General features: G+C 43.3%; 10 protein-coding genes. 6 read left to right on the top strand and 4 right to left on the bottom strand.

What is annotated here, in order from left to right:
* The first annotated feature begins 21 nt into the window (after positions 1–21).
* Positions 22–1,083 carry a hypothetical protein gene (locus ABZP31_RS12045; protein ID WP_005018748.1) on the top strand — a complete coding sequence of 354 codons (1,062 nt, stop codon included), beginning with the start codon at positions 22–24 and terminating at the stop codon, positions 1,081–1,083.
* Positions 1,084–1,122: 39 nt separating this feature from the next.
* On the opposite strand, the gene ABZP31_RS12040 is transcribed toward ABZP31_RS12045, so the two are convergent.
* The 4 genes from ABZP31_RS12040 to ABZP31_RS12025 all read right to left on the bottom strand — a co-directional run bounded on the left by ABZP31_RS12040 (position 1,123) and on the right by ABZP31_RS12025 (position 7,817).
* Positions 1,123–2,838: a proline--tRNA ligase gene (locus tag ABZP31_RS12040; RefSeq protein ID WP_005018749.1), complete on the bottom strand. Its 1,716-nt coding sequence runs from the start codon at positions 2,836–2,838 to the stop codon at positions 1,123–1,125.
* Between the two features lie 90 nt (positions 2,839–2,928).
* Positions 2,929–6,033, bottom strand: coding sequence for an efflux RND transporter permease subunit (locus ABZP31_RS12035; RefSeq protein ID WP_248088162.1), 3,105 nt, complete (start codon positions 6,031–6,033; stop codon positions 2,929–2,931).
* 12 nt (positions 6,034–6,045) lie between these two features.
* Entirely contained in the window at positions 6,046–7,173 is a 1,128-nt protein-coding gene (locus tag ABZP31_RS12030; RefSeq protein WP_248088164.1) for an efflux RND transporter periplasmic adaptor subunit, read from the bottom strand.
* A 62-nt stretch (positions 7,174–7,235) separates the two neighbouring features.
* Positions 7,236–7,817 carry a hypothetical protein gene (locus ABZP31_RS12025; protein ID WP_248134202.1) on the bottom strand — a complete coding sequence of 194 codons (582 nt, stop codon included), beginning with the start codon at positions 7,815–7,817 and terminating at the stop codon, positions 7,236–7,238.
* Positions 7,818–8,154: 337 nt separating this feature from the next.
* Between ABZP31_RS12025 and pilG the strand changes: the two genes are divergently transcribed.
* From pilG to ABZP31_RS12000, 5 genes are all read left to right on the top strand, one after another.
* Positions 8,155–8,538 carry a twitching motility response regulator PilG gene (pilG, locus tag ABZP31_RS12020; protein ID WP_005018759.1) on the top strand — a complete coding sequence of 128 codons (384 nt, stop codon included), beginning with the start codon at positions 8,155–8,157 and terminating at the stop codon, positions 8,536–8,538.
* A gap of 21 nt (positions 8,539–8,559) precedes the next feature.
* The gene (locus tag ABZP31_RS12015; protein WP_005018768.1) at positions 8,560–8,928 is read left to right on the top strand and encodes a response regulator; all 369 of its coding nucleotides are present in this window, start codon (positions 8,560–8,562) and stop codon (positions 8,926–8,928) included.
* 4 nt (positions 8,929–8,932) lie between these two features.
* Entirely contained in the window at positions 8,933–9,469 is a 537-nt protein-coding gene (locus ABZP31_RS12010) for a chemotaxis protein CheW (RefSeq protein ID WP_005406522.1), read from the top strand.
* 45 nt (positions 9,470–9,514) lie between these two features.
* The gene (locus tag ABZP31_RS12005; protein ID WP_248134151.1) at positions 9,515–11,596 is read left to right on the top strand and encodes a methyl-accepting chemotaxis protein; all 2,082 of its coding nucleotides are present in this window, start codon (positions 9,515–9,517) and stop codon (positions 11,594–11,596) included.
* A gap of 165 nt (positions 11,597–11,761) precedes the next feature.
* Positions 11,762–16,144 carry an Hpt domain-containing protein gene (locus tag ABZP31_RS12000; protein WP_367156814.1) on the top strand — a complete coding sequence of 1,461 codons (4,383 nt, stop codon included), beginning with the start codon at positions 11,762–11,764 and terminating at the stop codon, positions 16,142–16,144.
* The last annotated feature ends 7 nt before the right edge of the window (positions 16,145–16,151 follow it).

Genomic DNA, 16,151 nt, shown 5'->3' with positions numbered 1-16,151 from the left:
AAGAACAGATAAGGAAAGATAATGAAAAAGACTGGTTTAGGTATTTTGTTTGTCTCTATATTAAGCAGTTCAACCCTATATGCGATGACAGAGTTAGATGACAATGCCCTCTCACAAGTTGAAGGGCAGGCTTTATTAAATTTAACATATAATCAAGGCATAAACTCTGGCTCTATGCAGCAAAGCAATATGGGATTTTATCGTTTAGGACTGGCTGCTGAATTATCTCTGAATGCCAATATTAAGAAATTACAGTTAGGATGCGGGGGAAGTAAGGGAGCAGGCTGTGATATTGATATTGATAATATTGCTCTGACTGGAATAAATCCTGTAGATGGTTCATATGTAAACTCAGATTTTGTCTTAAATAATCCTTTCATTGAATTTGCTATTGATAATCCTAATTCAGCAGCCACACGTCAAGTGGCTGGTTTCCGTCTGGGTGCACTTTCAGCTTTAGGTATGATGAGTATAGGTGGAAATTCAGATTTAAGTAAACTTAATGATGATAAGGGGATTAATAGTTTAAGTGGTGATATTGGAGTGAGAGTTACAAATGCTAATATTAAAGGCATCCAAGTCACCCTATTGGGACTACCAATATCGACGGCAGATGCGAAAGTTACAGATTATGCTACTACTCTAGTGGTAAATCGTTCCTCTACATTTGATCTATTAGGTATGGACGCGAATAGTACTTTAAATATTGCAGGCTATCCATTATTAAAGAATCTTCATTTAGATACCAATATGAAAGATATTCCATTTAGTACCGTCCATCGCTTAGTAATTGCAGATAGCAATGGGGGGGCAACAAGTAATGCTTCTCTATCTTTACAGAATAAGGATATTTTTTGGCAAAATGTAACTGATAACTCTTGGAAAGCAAATGCAGCTCAAAAAGGCTGGTGGATGTCTATTCCTGATACGCAGTTTGCAAATTTAAATATGGACGGATCAAATGTTAAACTTCCTATTTCAAGTGCGGTTGGAGGTTTATTAGGAGCAACAGTTAATATTGATCCTATGGACTTAGGTCAGCTGCCTATTTCCAACTGTTACGGTGGCCTTAAATTCTGCTAATAAAAAAATCCCGCATTGAGCGGGATTTTTTATGGAAACCTATTTAGCAAGTTTTGCCAGTAATTCATCTTTGTTAATGTTAACTGATTCTATATCAGTACGGCCTTTATATTCAAAAGTACCCGCATCCAAGCCTTTTTCACCAATCACAATTCGATGTGGAATACCAGTGAGCTCCAGGTCAGAGAACTTAACGCCTGGGCGCTCATTACGGTCATCTAGCAGTACATCAAAACCTTGAGCTTGTAGTTCGATGTACAGTGCTTCAGCGGCCTCCAGAGTGCGTGGCGACTTATGGGCATTCATTGGTACAATCGCTACTTCAAAAGGAGCAATGGCAGCAGGCCAAATGATACCTTTTTCATCATAGTTTTGTTCAATTGCTGAAGCAATTACACGAGTTACCCCAATACCATAACAACCCATAGTAACGGTAAGTGGCTTGCCATCTTCTCCCAAAACTTTACAGCCTAGCGCTTCAGAATATTTTTTACCAAGCTGGAAAATATGTCCGACTTCAATACCACGCTTAATTTGTAAAGTACCTTTGCCATCTGGAGATGGATCGCCCTCGACCACATTACGCAAATCATAAACTTCAGTAAATGATGCATCACGTTCCCAGTTCACTCCAGTTGCATGTTTGTCAGCTTCATTCGCTCCAGCAACAAAATCTGAAAGTACTGAAGCAGCACGGTCAACAATTACGGTAAGCCCTTTCTCGACCAGCCCTTGGGGACCAATGAAGCCAGCAGTCAAGCCCAGTGCGGCAATTTGTTCTTCAGTCGCGAAAGTGAGCGGTGCAGCAATCAGTGGATGCTTCTCTGCTTTAATTTCATTAAGCTCATGGTCACCACGCAAAAATAATGCAATTACAGGTGAGTGACCTTTTTCATCGGCGATACCCTGCACGAGGAGTGCCTTAACAGAATGGGCAGGATCAGTGTTCAAGAAAGTTGAAACATCTGCAATGGTTTTTTGATTTGGCGTGTCTACAATTTCGAGTGCTTGAGTAGGCGCTGCACGTTCTCCCACTAAAATAGCCTCTGCCATTTCAATATTGGCTGCATAGTCCGACTCTGTCGAGAAAGCGATATCATCTTCACCACTTGAAGCCAGCACATGAAACTCATGTGAACCTGAGCCACCAATAGAACCTGTATCTGCTTGTACCGGACGGAAATCGAGTCCTAATCGACTGAAGATCCGGCAGTAAGTTTCATACATCACATCATAGGTTTCTTGTAGGGATGCCTGGTCAACATGAAAAGAATAGGCATCTTTCATGATAAATTCACGTGAGCGCATAACACCAAAGCGCGGTCGAACTTCGTCACGAAACTTGGTCTGGATCTGGTAAAAATTGATTGGCAACTGCTTGTAGCTTTTAAGCTCATTACGCGCCAGGTCAGTGATTACTTCTTCATGAGTCGGACCGAGTACAAACGGGTTAGTATGACGGTCATTGAAACGCAGTAATTCCGGACCATATTGTACATAACGGCCAGATTCTTCCCAGAGACTGGCAGGCTGGGTTACGGGCATAAAGGTTTCCAGAGCACCAGCCCTGTTCATTTCTTCACGTACAATCGCCTCTACTTTATTCAGCACACGTACGCCCATCGGCAACCAGGTATACAGCCCTGAAGCCAATTTACGAATCATCCCCGCTCTTAACATGAGCTGATGCGAAATAACTTCTGCATCATTTGGGGTTTCTCTTAACGTTGCAAATAGAAAGCGGCTTGCGCGCATGAAAACAGTCCTAAAAGTGAGCATTGTAAAAATAAGATTATACGACAAAAAATGAGATGAATATTTCATCTCATTTTTTTCATGGCCTGATTATGACATTAATTTACGGAATTGACGTATCATCAGGTTCTTTAGATCATCCAGATAAGTAAAAATGACTGGAACCACGACCAGTGTCAACAACGTAGAGGTAATTACGCCACCAATTACAGCATGGGCCATGGGCGAACTCTGTTCACCACTTTCACCTAAGCCCAGTGCGAGCGGTACCATCCCCATGACCATAGCGCTAGTTGTCATCAGAATGGGTCTCAAGCGTGTTGTACCCGCAGCAATAATGGCATCGTAGCGGTCCATTCCACTTTCAATTCCTTTTTTAATAAAATCAATCAGCAAAATGGCATTTTTGGTCACCAGTCCCATTAACATGATGATACCGATAATCGAGAACAGGTTCATGGTCGAGTTAAATAAATAGAGGGCCAAGAATACCCCAATCAGTGAAAGGGGGAGAGAAGCCATAATAGCAGCCGGATGAATAAAGCTATTAAACTGTGAACCTAAAACAATATAGATAAATACAATGGATAAGGTAATTGCAGTGATTGCATATCCTAAAGATTCAGCCATATCTGCATTGGCGCCTTCTGTGTCGAAACTATAGCCGGGCGGCAGTTTGAACTGGGCTTGCATGGCATCAATATCCCGGCCAATATCGCCAGCAGGGCGGCCTGAAGTATTCGCTTCAATCAGCACTTCACGGGACAATTCACGGCGGTTAATCTGGGACGCACCTGAAGTTTCCTTGAAGCTTGCGACCGTTGCTAGCGGAACCAGAATATTCTGGTTGTTATTATCGAGTTTTTCTGAATTAATATACATATTCTGGATATCACTTGGCAGAGTGCGCGCATTTTCACTCAGGCGTAGATTGACGTCATAGTTCTCACCACGTTCATCTTCCCAAGTTGTGACGTTATCACCTGCAATTAGTGGACGTACGACATTTGCAATCTGGTTCACTGATAGTCCTAAATCACTGGCCAAGACGCGATTAATACTGACAGAGAGTGTAGGTTTTGGCTCTTTAAGAGAAGTTTCAAGATCAACCACACCATTAATTTTTTTCATTTCTGCCATAAAACGGTCGGATATTCTCTGGAGTTCATCCAGATCGGGCCCTTTGATTGAAATCTGGATAGGTTTGCGTCCACCGGAAACGACCTCATCTGCCGATGCCACTGAAGTAATAGTAATACCACCGACCTGTTGTAACCGGTTACGCAGGTCATTATTCAGATCATTTAAGGTTTGTTCACGTTCGTGTCTTGGCGTAACAGTCACCCGGATGCTGCCGTGGTTTTTTCCGCGGTCAGTCATACCGTTAATTACGCCATATGTGGTCTGTACTTCCGGGTGCTGCCGAATAATATTTTCGACCTGTTGCAGTTTTGCCTGGGTATATTGCAAAGAGGCATCAACCGGAGTTTCAAACTTTACCCGAATAGAACCTTTGTCAGGTGTAGGTACAAATTCAGTACCGATCAGTTTTGACAAGGCAAACGCCCCAAATAAAGAAAGTACAGCAATCAATACTGTTAACAGGCGAAAGCGTAAGGCTAACCTGAGCAACTTTTCATAAACTGCTGTCAGGTCATCCAGCTTTTTAGAAGTCCATGCAAAAAAACGGGTTAAAGCGTTCTGTTTTTTAGGCCTGTCTTTGCGTTCAGCCCAGTGTGCAGAGAGCATCGGGTCAAGAGTAAAGCTGACAAACATGGAGATCAGGACAGCGGTACTAACAGTAACGCCAAACTGATAGAAGAAACGGCCAATAATGCCGCCCATGAAAGCGACAGGCAAAAATACAGCCACAATGGTAAGGGTAGTTGCCAGCACTGCCAGTCCAATTTCTTTAGTACCATCAAGTGCTGCGGTCACATGATCTTTACCCATATCACTGTGCCGGACAATATTTTCCCGAACTACAATCGCATCATCAATTAGTAAGCCGATACTTAAAGAGAGTGCCAGCAGAGTCATCATATTGATAGTAAAACCAAATGCCCAGATAAAGGTTAGTGTTCCAAGCAAGGCAATCGGCAGAGTTAAACCAGTAATGACAGTAGAGCGGAAAGAACCTAAAAACAACAGTACAATAATAATTGCCAGTACCGCCCCCTCTACAATGGTGCGGGCAACGTCCTTAATGGTAGATTGAATTGATTCTGAGTTATCAACTACTACTTTTAGCGTAGTACCTGCCGGTAACTGTTGCTCGATCCGGTCAATGACCTGATAGGCATTTTTGACCACATCTACAATATTGGCGTCCGCACTACGTAAAATATCAATGGCAACTGCTGACTTGCCATTTAAATAGGCCGCAGTTTCCATTTCAGCCTGAGAGTCGGTAATCGTGGCAACCTGTTTTAGGTAAACTGGAGTACCTTGTTTATTGGCTATAATAAGCTCGCCGAACTGATACGGATTGAGAACCTTGGCCTGAATTTCAACCACCAGTTCCGAGTCAGGTTGCTGCAACGCTCCACCTGGAATCTGTACATTCTCATTTTTTAAAGTATTAATTACCTGGTCAATACCGACTCCAAAGCTTCGGAGCTTTTTTGGATCGACTGCAATGCGGATTTGTCGCTGTGCATCGCCGAGCAGATTAACATTACCCACTCCTTCTACAGTCCTTAACTGCGGTAAAATCCGCTGATCCAGATAAGAGCTCAGGTCTTTTAATGACATGTTATTAGATTCGAATACCAGCGACATGATGGCACTTGAGGTCGGATCATACCGCTCTACTACCGGATCTTCAATTTCATCCCTGAACTGTGCTGTTACTGATGCAATTTTATCGCGAACGTCTTGTGCGGCTACAGAGGATGAAATATCCAGGTCAAATTCTGCCACAATGGTTGAAAGCCCTTCGCTTGAGGTCGAGGTAAGCTTTTTCAGGCCTGAAATGGTGTTAATCTGATCTTCCATTTTTTTTGTAATTTCAGACTCAACCGTTTCCGGGGATGCGCCTGGGTAACTGGTATACACCACTACAAAGGGAAAATCTACGTCGGGATATTCTTCTACACCCATTCGTTGCCATGAGGCCAGTCCCAGCACCATCAAACATAACATCATCATGATGGTAAAGACCGGGTACTTCACACTGATCCGCGTAAACCACATATGTCTAGATCCTTATGATGCAGGCTTGCTGATACTGACCGGCTGGTTAACCTGATCAGTGGAAAACTGGACCCGGCTGACCACATCCGTATTTTGCAGTCCCTTTACCACAGCCGTATTATTGCTGAAGTCTTGACGCAGGAGAGTAAGAGGAACCTTAGTAATACGATTATTGCGGATAGCCCAGACATATGGGCTCTGGTCTATGCTCTGAATCACATCTAGAGGTATAAGCTGACCCTGAAGCTGGTCACTGCTAATGATATAACCTTCAACAAAAGCACCCATACTTAAGGACTGAATGGCTTCATTTGGTCGTGCAAAGAACTCAATCTGGCGGCTGACCTGATTAGCAATTGGTGAAATCCGGCTTAGGGTTGCAGTGAGCTGCGCCGGGTTACCCTGAATCTGGTATTCGATTTTCTGGCCGACTTTCAAGGCCTGCTGCTGATCAGCTGGTAAGGATGCCTGTATTTCCAGCTGGCTAGGATCAACAATTTCAAATAAGGTCTGACCGGCGCTCACTGTCTGGCCCGGCTCCACTTGGCGTGCAGTAATTACACCTGAAATCGGACTGCGTAAAATACCGTCCCGGTCAGCTTTTTGTGCAATATCTACATTCGCCTGTTGAGCTCTGACGTTTTCCTGCTGACCTCTATAGTCAACCTGGGCTTCTTCATACTCTACCTTGGAGATAAATCCTTGATTAAACAGGCGACGTTTACGTTCAACCATTAAACGACTCTGTTCAGCCTGAGCACGGGTAGAGGCTAAATTAGCTTGTGCTTGAGCCAGTCTGGCAGCATTATCCTGATTATTAAGCTGCACTAGCACTTGGCCTTTATGAACAGACTGACCTACGGATGCATTCACTTGAGTGGCAGTTGCTGTAATTTGTGCCTGAATTGAGCTTTGATTTACAGCTTTAATTGTTCCAGTAAAAGCCGTTCTATTAAATAAAGTACCACTTTTAACCGGAATCAGATCTTGAGGAATCAGTTCAATTTTAGTGGCTTCGGTCGGTGTTGCAACAGGTTCTGACCTGTCACAGGCTATTAAAGCCAGACAGAGACATAACAGGCTTATTCTGGGAATAAGGTCAAGAGTAGGCAGAGTCAATATACGCGTTGCTACTCGCATGCATATTCATCCTTATGTTCAGCATAATGCTTTTAAATTATTTTTCTCTAAAAAAGCTTACATTATTCAATAGCTTTTAAACGTGAGATAATTCTGTCGTATTGGGCTTGGATATTGCGATAGTTTGTTTGTAAAGAAGTAATATTATTTTTAATGAGAACAATATTCTGATAATTGCTGTTCAGACTATTTTTCAAGACAGCAGGTACAGGTTGGCCTTTCCTTAAATAATCCATTTCCTGCCGTTTAAAATAGATCCGGTCACTCTGTAATTGTCGAAGCTGGTCTTGCTGAAAACCAAGCTGTTTTTTGAGGTTGGCTAAATGTTCATCACGTTTAGCCTGAGCTACCCGGCTGTTGGTATATGCTCTTTTAAGTTTTAAGTCCTGTTCACGCTCTCGGGCCTGAACAGCGCGCTGTGGAGCCTGCTTTATGTCTTTATCTACATTGTAGGGCCGACTGCGTTGAATAACCTGCATATTCTGATCTAGTGCTTCATATCCATAACGAATATGGGCCGGAGTCACCGAGGTACTAATATTGGCAATACCATTATTATCATAATAACGGTACCACGCCGCTTTAGGTGTTTCAGTGGCATTTGCAATTACTGGAATAGACAGGCAGCTCAGGCTGCAAACTATCAAAAACTCACGGGTTATATTTTTCGTTCGTATCCAGCAACTTTTAGCTATAGCATGTAACACCATAAAATTCCCCAACACACTGGACCGAAGCACTTATCTTTCAGTAATAAAATTGTTATATTAGAGCTGATTTTTGCAGTTAAAAATACGGTATAGGCAAAAAAAACCAGTTTCTGATAAAAACATAAATTATCTTATTGATTTAAATGACACCCTGTAAAGCTATACTTAAAATGTTCATTGGAAATACAAGTAAATTTATGTTAAAAAAGTTGAATAACTGTAAAAATTAATCCGTCAAATATTATGTTGAATAAGCGGGAAGGCCGATTAGATGGAAGACAAGTTTCAAAACCTTAAGGTTATGGTAATCGATGATTCAAAAACTATTCGCCGTACAGCAGAAACTTTGCTGCAACGTGAGGGCTGTGAGGTAATTACCGCAGTTGATGGTTTTGAAGCATTGTCCAAGATTGCCGAAGCCAATCCTGATATTGTCTTTGTCGATATCATGATGCCGCGTCTAGATGGTTACCAGACCTGTGCACTGATTAAAAACTCACAAAATTATCAGAATATACCGGTCATTATGCTGTCTAGTAAAGATGGGCTATTTGATCAGGCTAAAGGTCGTGTAGTGGGTTCGGATGAATATCTGACCAAACCGTTTAGTAAAGACGAATTGCTCAATGCAATACGTAATCATGTCAGTGTCTAGAAAAAGAACTTGGGGAAGAAAATGGCTCGTATCTTGATTGTTGATGATTCACCTACCGAAACTTTCCGTTTTAAAGAGATCTTGACCAAGCATGGTTATGAGGTTCTTGAAGCGACTAATGGCGCAGATGGGGTAACTATTGCCCAGGCAGAATTACCAGACTTGGTATTGATGGATGTGGTGATGCCGGGTGTTAACGGTTTTCAGGCAACTCGTCAGATTGCTCGTGGTGAAACAACTAAAGATATCCCGGTGGTCATTGTCAGTACAAAAGACCAGGCAACTGACCGGGTTTGGGGCAAGCGTCAAGGCGCCCGTGACTATCTAACCAAACCTGTTGATGAAAATAAACTAATCGAAGTAATCCAACAATACCTCAACGCAGGATAGTGCTATGGCAGCAAATGGATTTATCGAATTACTTCGACTGGCAAAGCGTGGCAACCGTAGCTATGCTGCCAGCAATAATGAAGTAAACCGGTGGTCAGGTATTGCTTTTGAAATGCTGGGGCAATATTTTGTTGCTCCACTTGGGGAAGTTTCTGAGGTTATTTATCCTCCAAAGTATACCGCAGTCCCTAATACTCAGCCTTGGGTACGTGGACTGGCTAATATTCGGGGAAGACTACTTTGTGTGGCTGACTTGGCACAGTTTATATCTGGTCAACGCAGCAATTTCTCACCTACTCAAAAAGTACTCTGCATTAGTCATAATGAACAATATGTGGGTGTGGTGGTCGATCGGGTCTTGGGGATTCAGCATTTTAACAAACAAAGTTTTTTTTCAAAGAATGACGGACTGGAGGTTCAGTTAAATCCATATTGTCAGGGTTATTTTTATCAGCATAACCAGCATTGGCATGTGTTTTTATTCAGCCGTTTATTGAAAGACTCACAGTACATGAACGCATCTACAAAATTTATAAACTAATTTGACGCGCCTACTCAATAAAAGCGTTTTCAGGGGAGAGGCTGTATGGGCTTTAAACTCAAAAAGAAAAATACGGGAGAAAGCGGTGCTGCTCACAGCAGTAATGCGTTTTTAACCAAAATACAGACACAAGTCGAAGACTTTGCACGGTTATTTGGAGATAGTTCCAAATCTAAACCGTTTATTTATGGGGCAGCATTATCTTTAATTCTATCCGTTATTCTTTTACTGTTTTTATTCTATAGCGTACCTCGTCATAATGAGTTAACTCGTAGTTTGGGTGAATTGCGTCTACTGTCGCAAACTATTTCCCGTCAAGCAACCGAGGCGACTGCTTCTGGAACGCCTGAGTCCATTAAAACCCTGTCACAGTCACAGGCGCGCTTTGCTGAAAATCTAGAAACTGTACAGGATATTCATGGCTCAACTGATGCCGAGGTCCGGCAGGTTGAACAGACCTGGAATGCGGTATCTCGAAATATTGACCAGATTACCAGCCAGCAGAAAATTATTAACAAACTCTACGATACCAATATTGCTATTTCTGAAATCATTCCAGGTATTCAGGCAGAATATAACCTGCTAGTCGACCAGATGGCACGACAAAATATGAGTAGTAGCCAGGTAGTTATTGCTAAAAACCAGGTATTTATCGCGGAACGTATCTTGCGTTCGATCAGTTCCGTACTTGTAGGTAATGACAGCTCACGTGAATCTGCAGACGACTTCAATGCTGATACTGAAACTTTCGGTACTTATCTCAATGCACAGCTGAACGGCAGTAGTGAGCTAGGTGTAGAGCGTATTAATGACCCCGCATTACGTGAATCTCTAACCAATATTCAAGATGAGTATAATGCGGTCTTAAAATCTGCTGCAGCGACAGTTCTAAATAACTCCAACCAGATTGTTCAGGTTCGTCAGGCATCAGCACAAATTTTCTCTCAATCTGACGAACTGCTGGCAGCTCTAAACAAACTGACTGAGTCGGCAAGTAGTAACTGGGCAGAAGTGGCGCTTGCAATTCTGCTGCTGGCGTCAATTGCTGCCTTGATCTTCTCTGTAATTAAACTTCTGGCACTGCGGGGAGCGACGGATAAACAGCGTGTGACCCGCCTACAGGACGAATACGACCGTAACCAGAATGCAATTTTACGTCTGCTGGATGAAATTGCAGATCTTGCAGATGGTGACTTGCGTTCTTATGCAACCGTATCTGAAGACTTTACTGGTGCGATTGCGGACTCAATTAACTTTGCGATCGACCAGTTACGTGATCTGGTATCACGTATCAATGAAACCTCGCAAGAAGTATCACGTTATACCCAAAATACGCAGAATATTACTAACCAGCTGGCTGAGGCTTCAGAACATCAGGCTCAGGAAATTGCCGGCGCTTCCAGTGCAATCAGTGAAATGGCAACCTCAATTGACCAGGTATCTGCCAATGCTTCTGAATCTGCCGAGGTTGCACAGCGCTCAGTACAGATTGCTTCTAATGGTGCAGATGTTGTAAACCGTTCTATTGAAGGGATGGATACCATCCGTGAACAGATTCAGGAAACATCAAAGCGTATTAAGCGTCTGGGTGAGTCTTCTCAGGAAATTGGTAATATCGTTTCCCTCATCAATGATATTGCAGACCAGACAAACATTCTGGCATTGAATGCGGCTATTCAGGCATCGATGGCTGGTGAAGCAGGCCGTGGCTTTGCTGTGGTTGCCGATGAAGTACAGCGTCTTGCAGAGCGCTCAACCTCTGCAACGAAACAGATCGAGACACTGGTAAAAACCATTCAGGCCGATACCAATGAAGCAGTAATCTCGATGGAGCAGACCACAGCCGAGGTAGTACGCGGTGCCAATCTGGCAAAAGATGCGGGTATTGCACTGGATGAAATTCAGAAAGTATCAGGCGATCTGGCAAAACTGATTGCGAGCATTTCTGATGCTGCAAAGTTACAGGCTGCTTCAGCAGGTCATATTTCCAGTACCATGAGTATCGTACAGGAAATTACCTCGCAGACCACCAGCGCTACTTTTGATACTGCACGTTCAGTATCAGAGCTGGCCAGTATGGCAGAGTCACTACGTGAATCTGTAACTGACTTTAAACTGCCTGAATAATCTCAATAAAAATAGAAAACCAGACAGCAGCCCCTGAAGCAGGTTGCTGTCACAGGCACTAAGCGCATCGACAAGATGAATTCGTGTTCGAAAGTAACGTCTTGCATGATGGTTACAAAATAGTTTTCTGCCGGTCTTGGTAGAAGAAACGAAGAAGTTTTAGCTATGAAACAAATACTAAAAGACCTGATTGGAACAACGACTCTTCCTGAAGATAGCTATCTTGACCAAGATGCAGAGATTCTTGAAATTTTTGTTGAAGAACTAGAAGAAATCTTTACTGATTTGGATGTTTTGATCCAGCAGTGGATACAGCAGCCTGAGCAGCAGGACAAGCTGACCAGTATTCGCCGTTATTTTCATACCTTAAAAGGCTCCGGCCGGATGGTAGGAGCTAAAAGTTCCGGTGAGTTAGCTTGGACGGTTGAAGATCTCTTGAATCGAATAATTGCTAAAACACAGGCTTTTACCCTGGCGATCAGTCGTTATGTAGAATTGGTCTTTAAGATTTACAAATACAAGTTATTTTATAACTTTAAAAATAGTCAGCCTCATGCGATTGATTTGCGTCCCCTCGTATTGATCGGGCAACAACTGCAACAGCAGGGCAGTCTTGCACCGGCACTTGAGGAATTGCTGGAGCTTAGCTGGACCTTATGTTCGCCTGAGACAGTCACCGGGCTTGAGCTGGTGGAACATACAGCAGAGACTCTACCACCACTAGGTGTAGAGAAGCTTGAAATTCACGAGGAATTTGATTCATTAACTGCCGAGACACTGGCGATATTTCTTGAAGAGTCGGAAGAACATCTGGCAACTATTGATGAGTTCTTGAATAATAATGAACAGGGCAGTAATTATAATGCTCTGATCCGCGCTTTACATACTTTGCGTGGCAGCTCGGCCATGGCTCAGGTAGAACACATATTTGAAGCAAGTAGTAAAATTGAAAATCTGTTTAAAACCATGCTGCAAGATGAGCTGGTATCTACTTCAAATGAAACCGCTTTACTTACTCATTATGCTGAATTTGTAAGGGATTATCTCTACATTCTAAAACAGGAATGTAATATAGAACAGTTGGAACGGGTTTATCAGACCTTTAATCATGCTTGGGAAAACTACGGATTTCATCAAGAACCTGTGGATGATCTCGTGAACCCTCAAGGTCTGGTTTCAAGGCTCCTCGAGCTTGAGATCAACCAGTTACTAGATGCCGAGTTCGAGTTTGATCAGCGTACCCGTACCGAATATCCAGAATATTTACAGCTTTTGGTAAAGCAGGCACAGGAACTGGTTGAACATACACGAAACCGTGCCTCTCAAGGCGTATATGATTTTACGTTAGAACTACTTCAGAGCTATCAGCAGCTCTTGGCAAAACCGCAGCTATTAAATCTTGATTATGCATATGAACTGTATACTCAAGCTCATCAGCAGCTGATTTATCTGTTTGATACGCTTGCAGCGGGACAGCGTGTCAGCCTGAGCCCGGCTCATCAAAGTCTGCTTGAAGAATTATCTGCATTTGTACAGCAAGAAATACAACAGGTAGAAGAGTTGTCCACTGTTACTGAGCCTTTTAAAGCTCCGGTTGACGTAGCAGTTTTGGAACATACTTTCAACTTGGGAGAGCTTTCAGCACGTATAGCGGCTGATAAAGCGCTGATGCATTCTGAACATAGTAATCAGGTTGCTGATGCTGATCTGCGCGATATCTTCTTGGAAGAGGCCGAAGAATTACTGGCTGGTATGGATAGTGACCTGAACAATTGGACAAAAGAATCAGGCCAAGTTACTGCTCTGAACAATCTAATGCGTTATTTGCATACCTTAAAAGGTGGTGCAAACATGGTGCAGGCCACCCATATGGGATTAATTGCACATGAGCTGGAAAGCATTTATCAGCGAATTATTAACGGGCAGGTTCAGGTCTCTACTGTACTGATGAGTATTATCCGGCTGGTACAGGATGAGCTGGCAGAACGCATCCAGATACTACGTGAACAGCAGATTGACTACCCGGCGCCAGCAACTATTGAAATCCTCAAAAATATTGAGTCGATCAGCACTGGTGTATTAGTGACTACGGCTGAGCCAAAAGTAGCAGAAGAGAAGCTGTCCGAGTCGAGCCAAAATATTGAATCAGATATAGCTGATTGTACACTTGCGGATGCGGAAATCGCTGAGCATTCCGAAGAGTTACAAACAGATGAACAGGTAAGATCAATTGTTGAAGAAGTTTTTCTCGAGGAAGCCGAAGAGCTGTTACAGACCGCTCATAAATTACTAGATCAATGGGTAGAAGAGCGCAGTAACCGGAGTCTGTTACTACAGCTGCAACGGAATGCTCATAGTCTTAAGGGCGGCGCACGGATGGCCGAGCTTGAGCCGGTAGCCGTGATTGCTTATGCGCTGGAAAATACTTTTGAACAATTTGGTCTGCACAATCTTACCACTAGTGTTTATGACCCGCTTTTACATACTGCTTTACGCTGGTTGGAAAATGCTATCTTCAAAGAGCAGTATGAAAACTTTGACAGTTTGAAGCACAGCTTGGACTCGATCCAGTTTACTGAAATTCCTGCTCAGCTCATCAATCAGATTCCTGCAGATGATATCGTAGCTGATGGCAGTCTGTTTGAATTCGTGCATGGTGATGGTACTGAACCGCCTTCCATGATGGGTGAATGGGACAATACAGAGCGGACTGAAAATAATGAAATGATCCGGATTTCAGCCGATCTGGTTGAGAAAATGATTGATCTTGCAGGTGAAAACTCCATCAACCGTTCCCGTATTGAAATGGATGTGGGACAGGTCGGTTCTATTCTTTCCGACATGGAACTGGCTATTCAACGACTGGCTGACCAGTTACGCCGTATGGAGGGTGAGCTTGAGAGTCAGATTATTGCTAAGCATGGTACAGAGAATTCACGTTATAGTGATTTTGATCCTTTAGAAATGGATCAGTATTCTTCGCTAAATCAGTTATCCAAATCACTGGCTGAGTCAGCATCTGACTTACTTGACTTTAAAACCACATTATCTGAAAAAATACGTGATACTGAAGGTCTGCTATTACAGCAGTCAAGGATTCAGGCAGAGATTCAGGAAAACCTGATGCGGACCCGTCTGGTACCCTTTTCTCGATTATTACCGCGTTTACAGCGCATAGCACGGCAGACCTCTTCAGCACTAAACCGTCCTGCAGAACTCGTTGTTCAAAACACTGAAGGAGAGCTGGACCGCAATATTTTAGAGCGACTGGTCACCCCGCTTGAACATATGCTGCGAAATGCAATTGATCATGGTATTGAAACCATTGAGCAGCGTCTCAAGCAAGGGAAACCTGAAAGTGGCCGTATTGAGCTAAATATTAATCGCCAAGGTACAGATGTCATCATTACTTTTACAGATGATGGCCAAGGTATTAATCTTGACAAGCTGAAAAATAAAGCACTAGAGCGAGGCCTGATTGGAGCGGAACAAAAACTGGAAGCTGAAGAGCTGGCCCAGTTGATTTTCCATCCAGGTTTAAGCACTGCAGCAGAAATTACCCAGATTTCTGGTCGTGGTGTAGGGCTGGATGTGGTACAGAGCAGTATCAAGGCGATGGGTGGTCACGTGACGGTCGAGTCTGTACAGGGGCAGGGTACAACATTTACGATTCGTGTACCAACTACAGTAGCAATCAGTGATGCCCTGATGGTTAAAGCAGGTGACCAGCAATATGCTGTACCATTGGCGCAGATTGAACGTATTGTGCGTATCTCTCCTTCTATGCTGGAAGACTATTTTGCTGGCAAAGAAGATACTTTCCGTATCGACAATATGTATTATAAGCTGCGTTATCTTTCAGAGTTTGTAGCAAATCAGTCTCTGCCTCGTCTTACCGGTATAGCCCACTCTCTGCCGGTACTGCTGATTAAAGGGAGCAGTGGCCAGACAGTAGCGTTACTAGTTGACCAGCTGGTCGGATCTCGTGCACAAATTGTGGTGAAACCAGTGGGTCAACAGCTGGCTAGCGTAGGTGCAGTAGCTGGTGCAACAATTTTGGGTGATGGACAGGTTTGTCTCATTCTGGATGGGCAGTATATTGCTCGTCAGGTACAGTCTTCATTACGTGTCAAGGAAGTAAAAGAATCTCGTGAGTTGCATCGCTTTAATGATGAACGACGTCTGATTATGATCGTTGATGACTCAGTCACTGTACGCAAAGTCACCAGCCGATTGCTTGAGCGTCAAGGTTATGATGTAGTGACCGCTAAAGATGGTGTTGAAGCGATTGAACAGCTGGAAAGTATTAAGCCTGATTTAATGCTGCTCGATATTGAAATGCCGCGTATGGATGGTTTTGAAGTAACTAATCTGGTACGTCATCATGATGTACATCGTAATATGCCAATTATTATGATTACTTCACGTACAGGTGAGAAACATCGTGAGCGCGCTTTTGCACTCGGAGCAACGCAATATATGGGCAAACCTTTCCAGGAAGCAGACCTGTTGGCCAATATTGAAGCGTTACTTGAGGTTATGGTCTAACGCGGGA

The sequence above is a fragment of the Acinetobacter sp. FL genome (genome assembly GCF_040744925.1).
Taxonomy (GTDB): Bacteria; Pseudomonadota; Gammaproteobacteria; order Pseudomonadales; family Moraxellaceae; genus Acinetobacter; species Acinetobacter radioresistens.
The sequence above is the reverse complement of the archived record's forward strand: the minus strand, read 5'-3'. Positions and strand labels throughout refer to the sequence as shown.

What these genes read in the sequence shown, in the direction of transcription:
- ABZP31_RS12045 (WP_005018748.1), top strand. Translation starts at nt 22, where the DNA reads ATGAAAAAGACTGGTTTAGGTATTTTGTTTGTCTCTATATTAAGCAGT.
- ABZP31_RS12040 (WP_005018749.1), bottom strand. Translation starts at nt 2,838, where the DNA reads ATGCGCGCAAGCCGCTTTCTATTTGCAACGTTAAGAGAAACCCCAAAT.
- ABZP31_RS12035 (WP_248088162.1), bottom strand. Translation starts at nt 6,033, where the DNA reads ATGTGGTTTACGCGGATCAGTGTGAAGTACCCGGTCTTTACCATCATG.
- ABZP31_RS12030 (WP_248088164.1), bottom strand. Translation starts at nt 7,173, where the DNA reads ATGCGAGTAGCAACGCGTATATTGACTCTGCCTACTCTTGACCTTATT.
- pilG (WP_005018759.1), top strand. Translation starts at nt 8,155, where the DNA reads ATGGAAGACAAGTTTCAAAACCTTAAGGTTATGGTAATCGATGATTCA.
- ABZP31_RS12015 (WP_005018768.1), top strand. Translation starts at nt 8,560, where the DNA reads ATGGCTCGTATCTTGATTGTTGATGATTCACCTACCGAAACTTTCCGT.
- ABZP31_RS12010 (WP_005406522.1), top strand. Translation starts at nt 8,933, where the DNA reads ATGGCAGCAAATGGATTTATCGAATTACTTCGACTGGCAAAGCGTGGC.
- ABZP31_RS12005 (WP_248134151.1), top strand. Translation starts at nt 9,515, where the DNA reads ATGGGCTTTAAACTCAAAAAGAAAAATACGGGAGAAAGCGGTGCTGCT.
- ABZP31_RS12000 (WP_367156814.1), top strand. Translation starts at nt 11,762, where the DNA reads ATGAAACAAATACTAAAAGACCTGATTGGAACAACGACTCTTCCTGAA.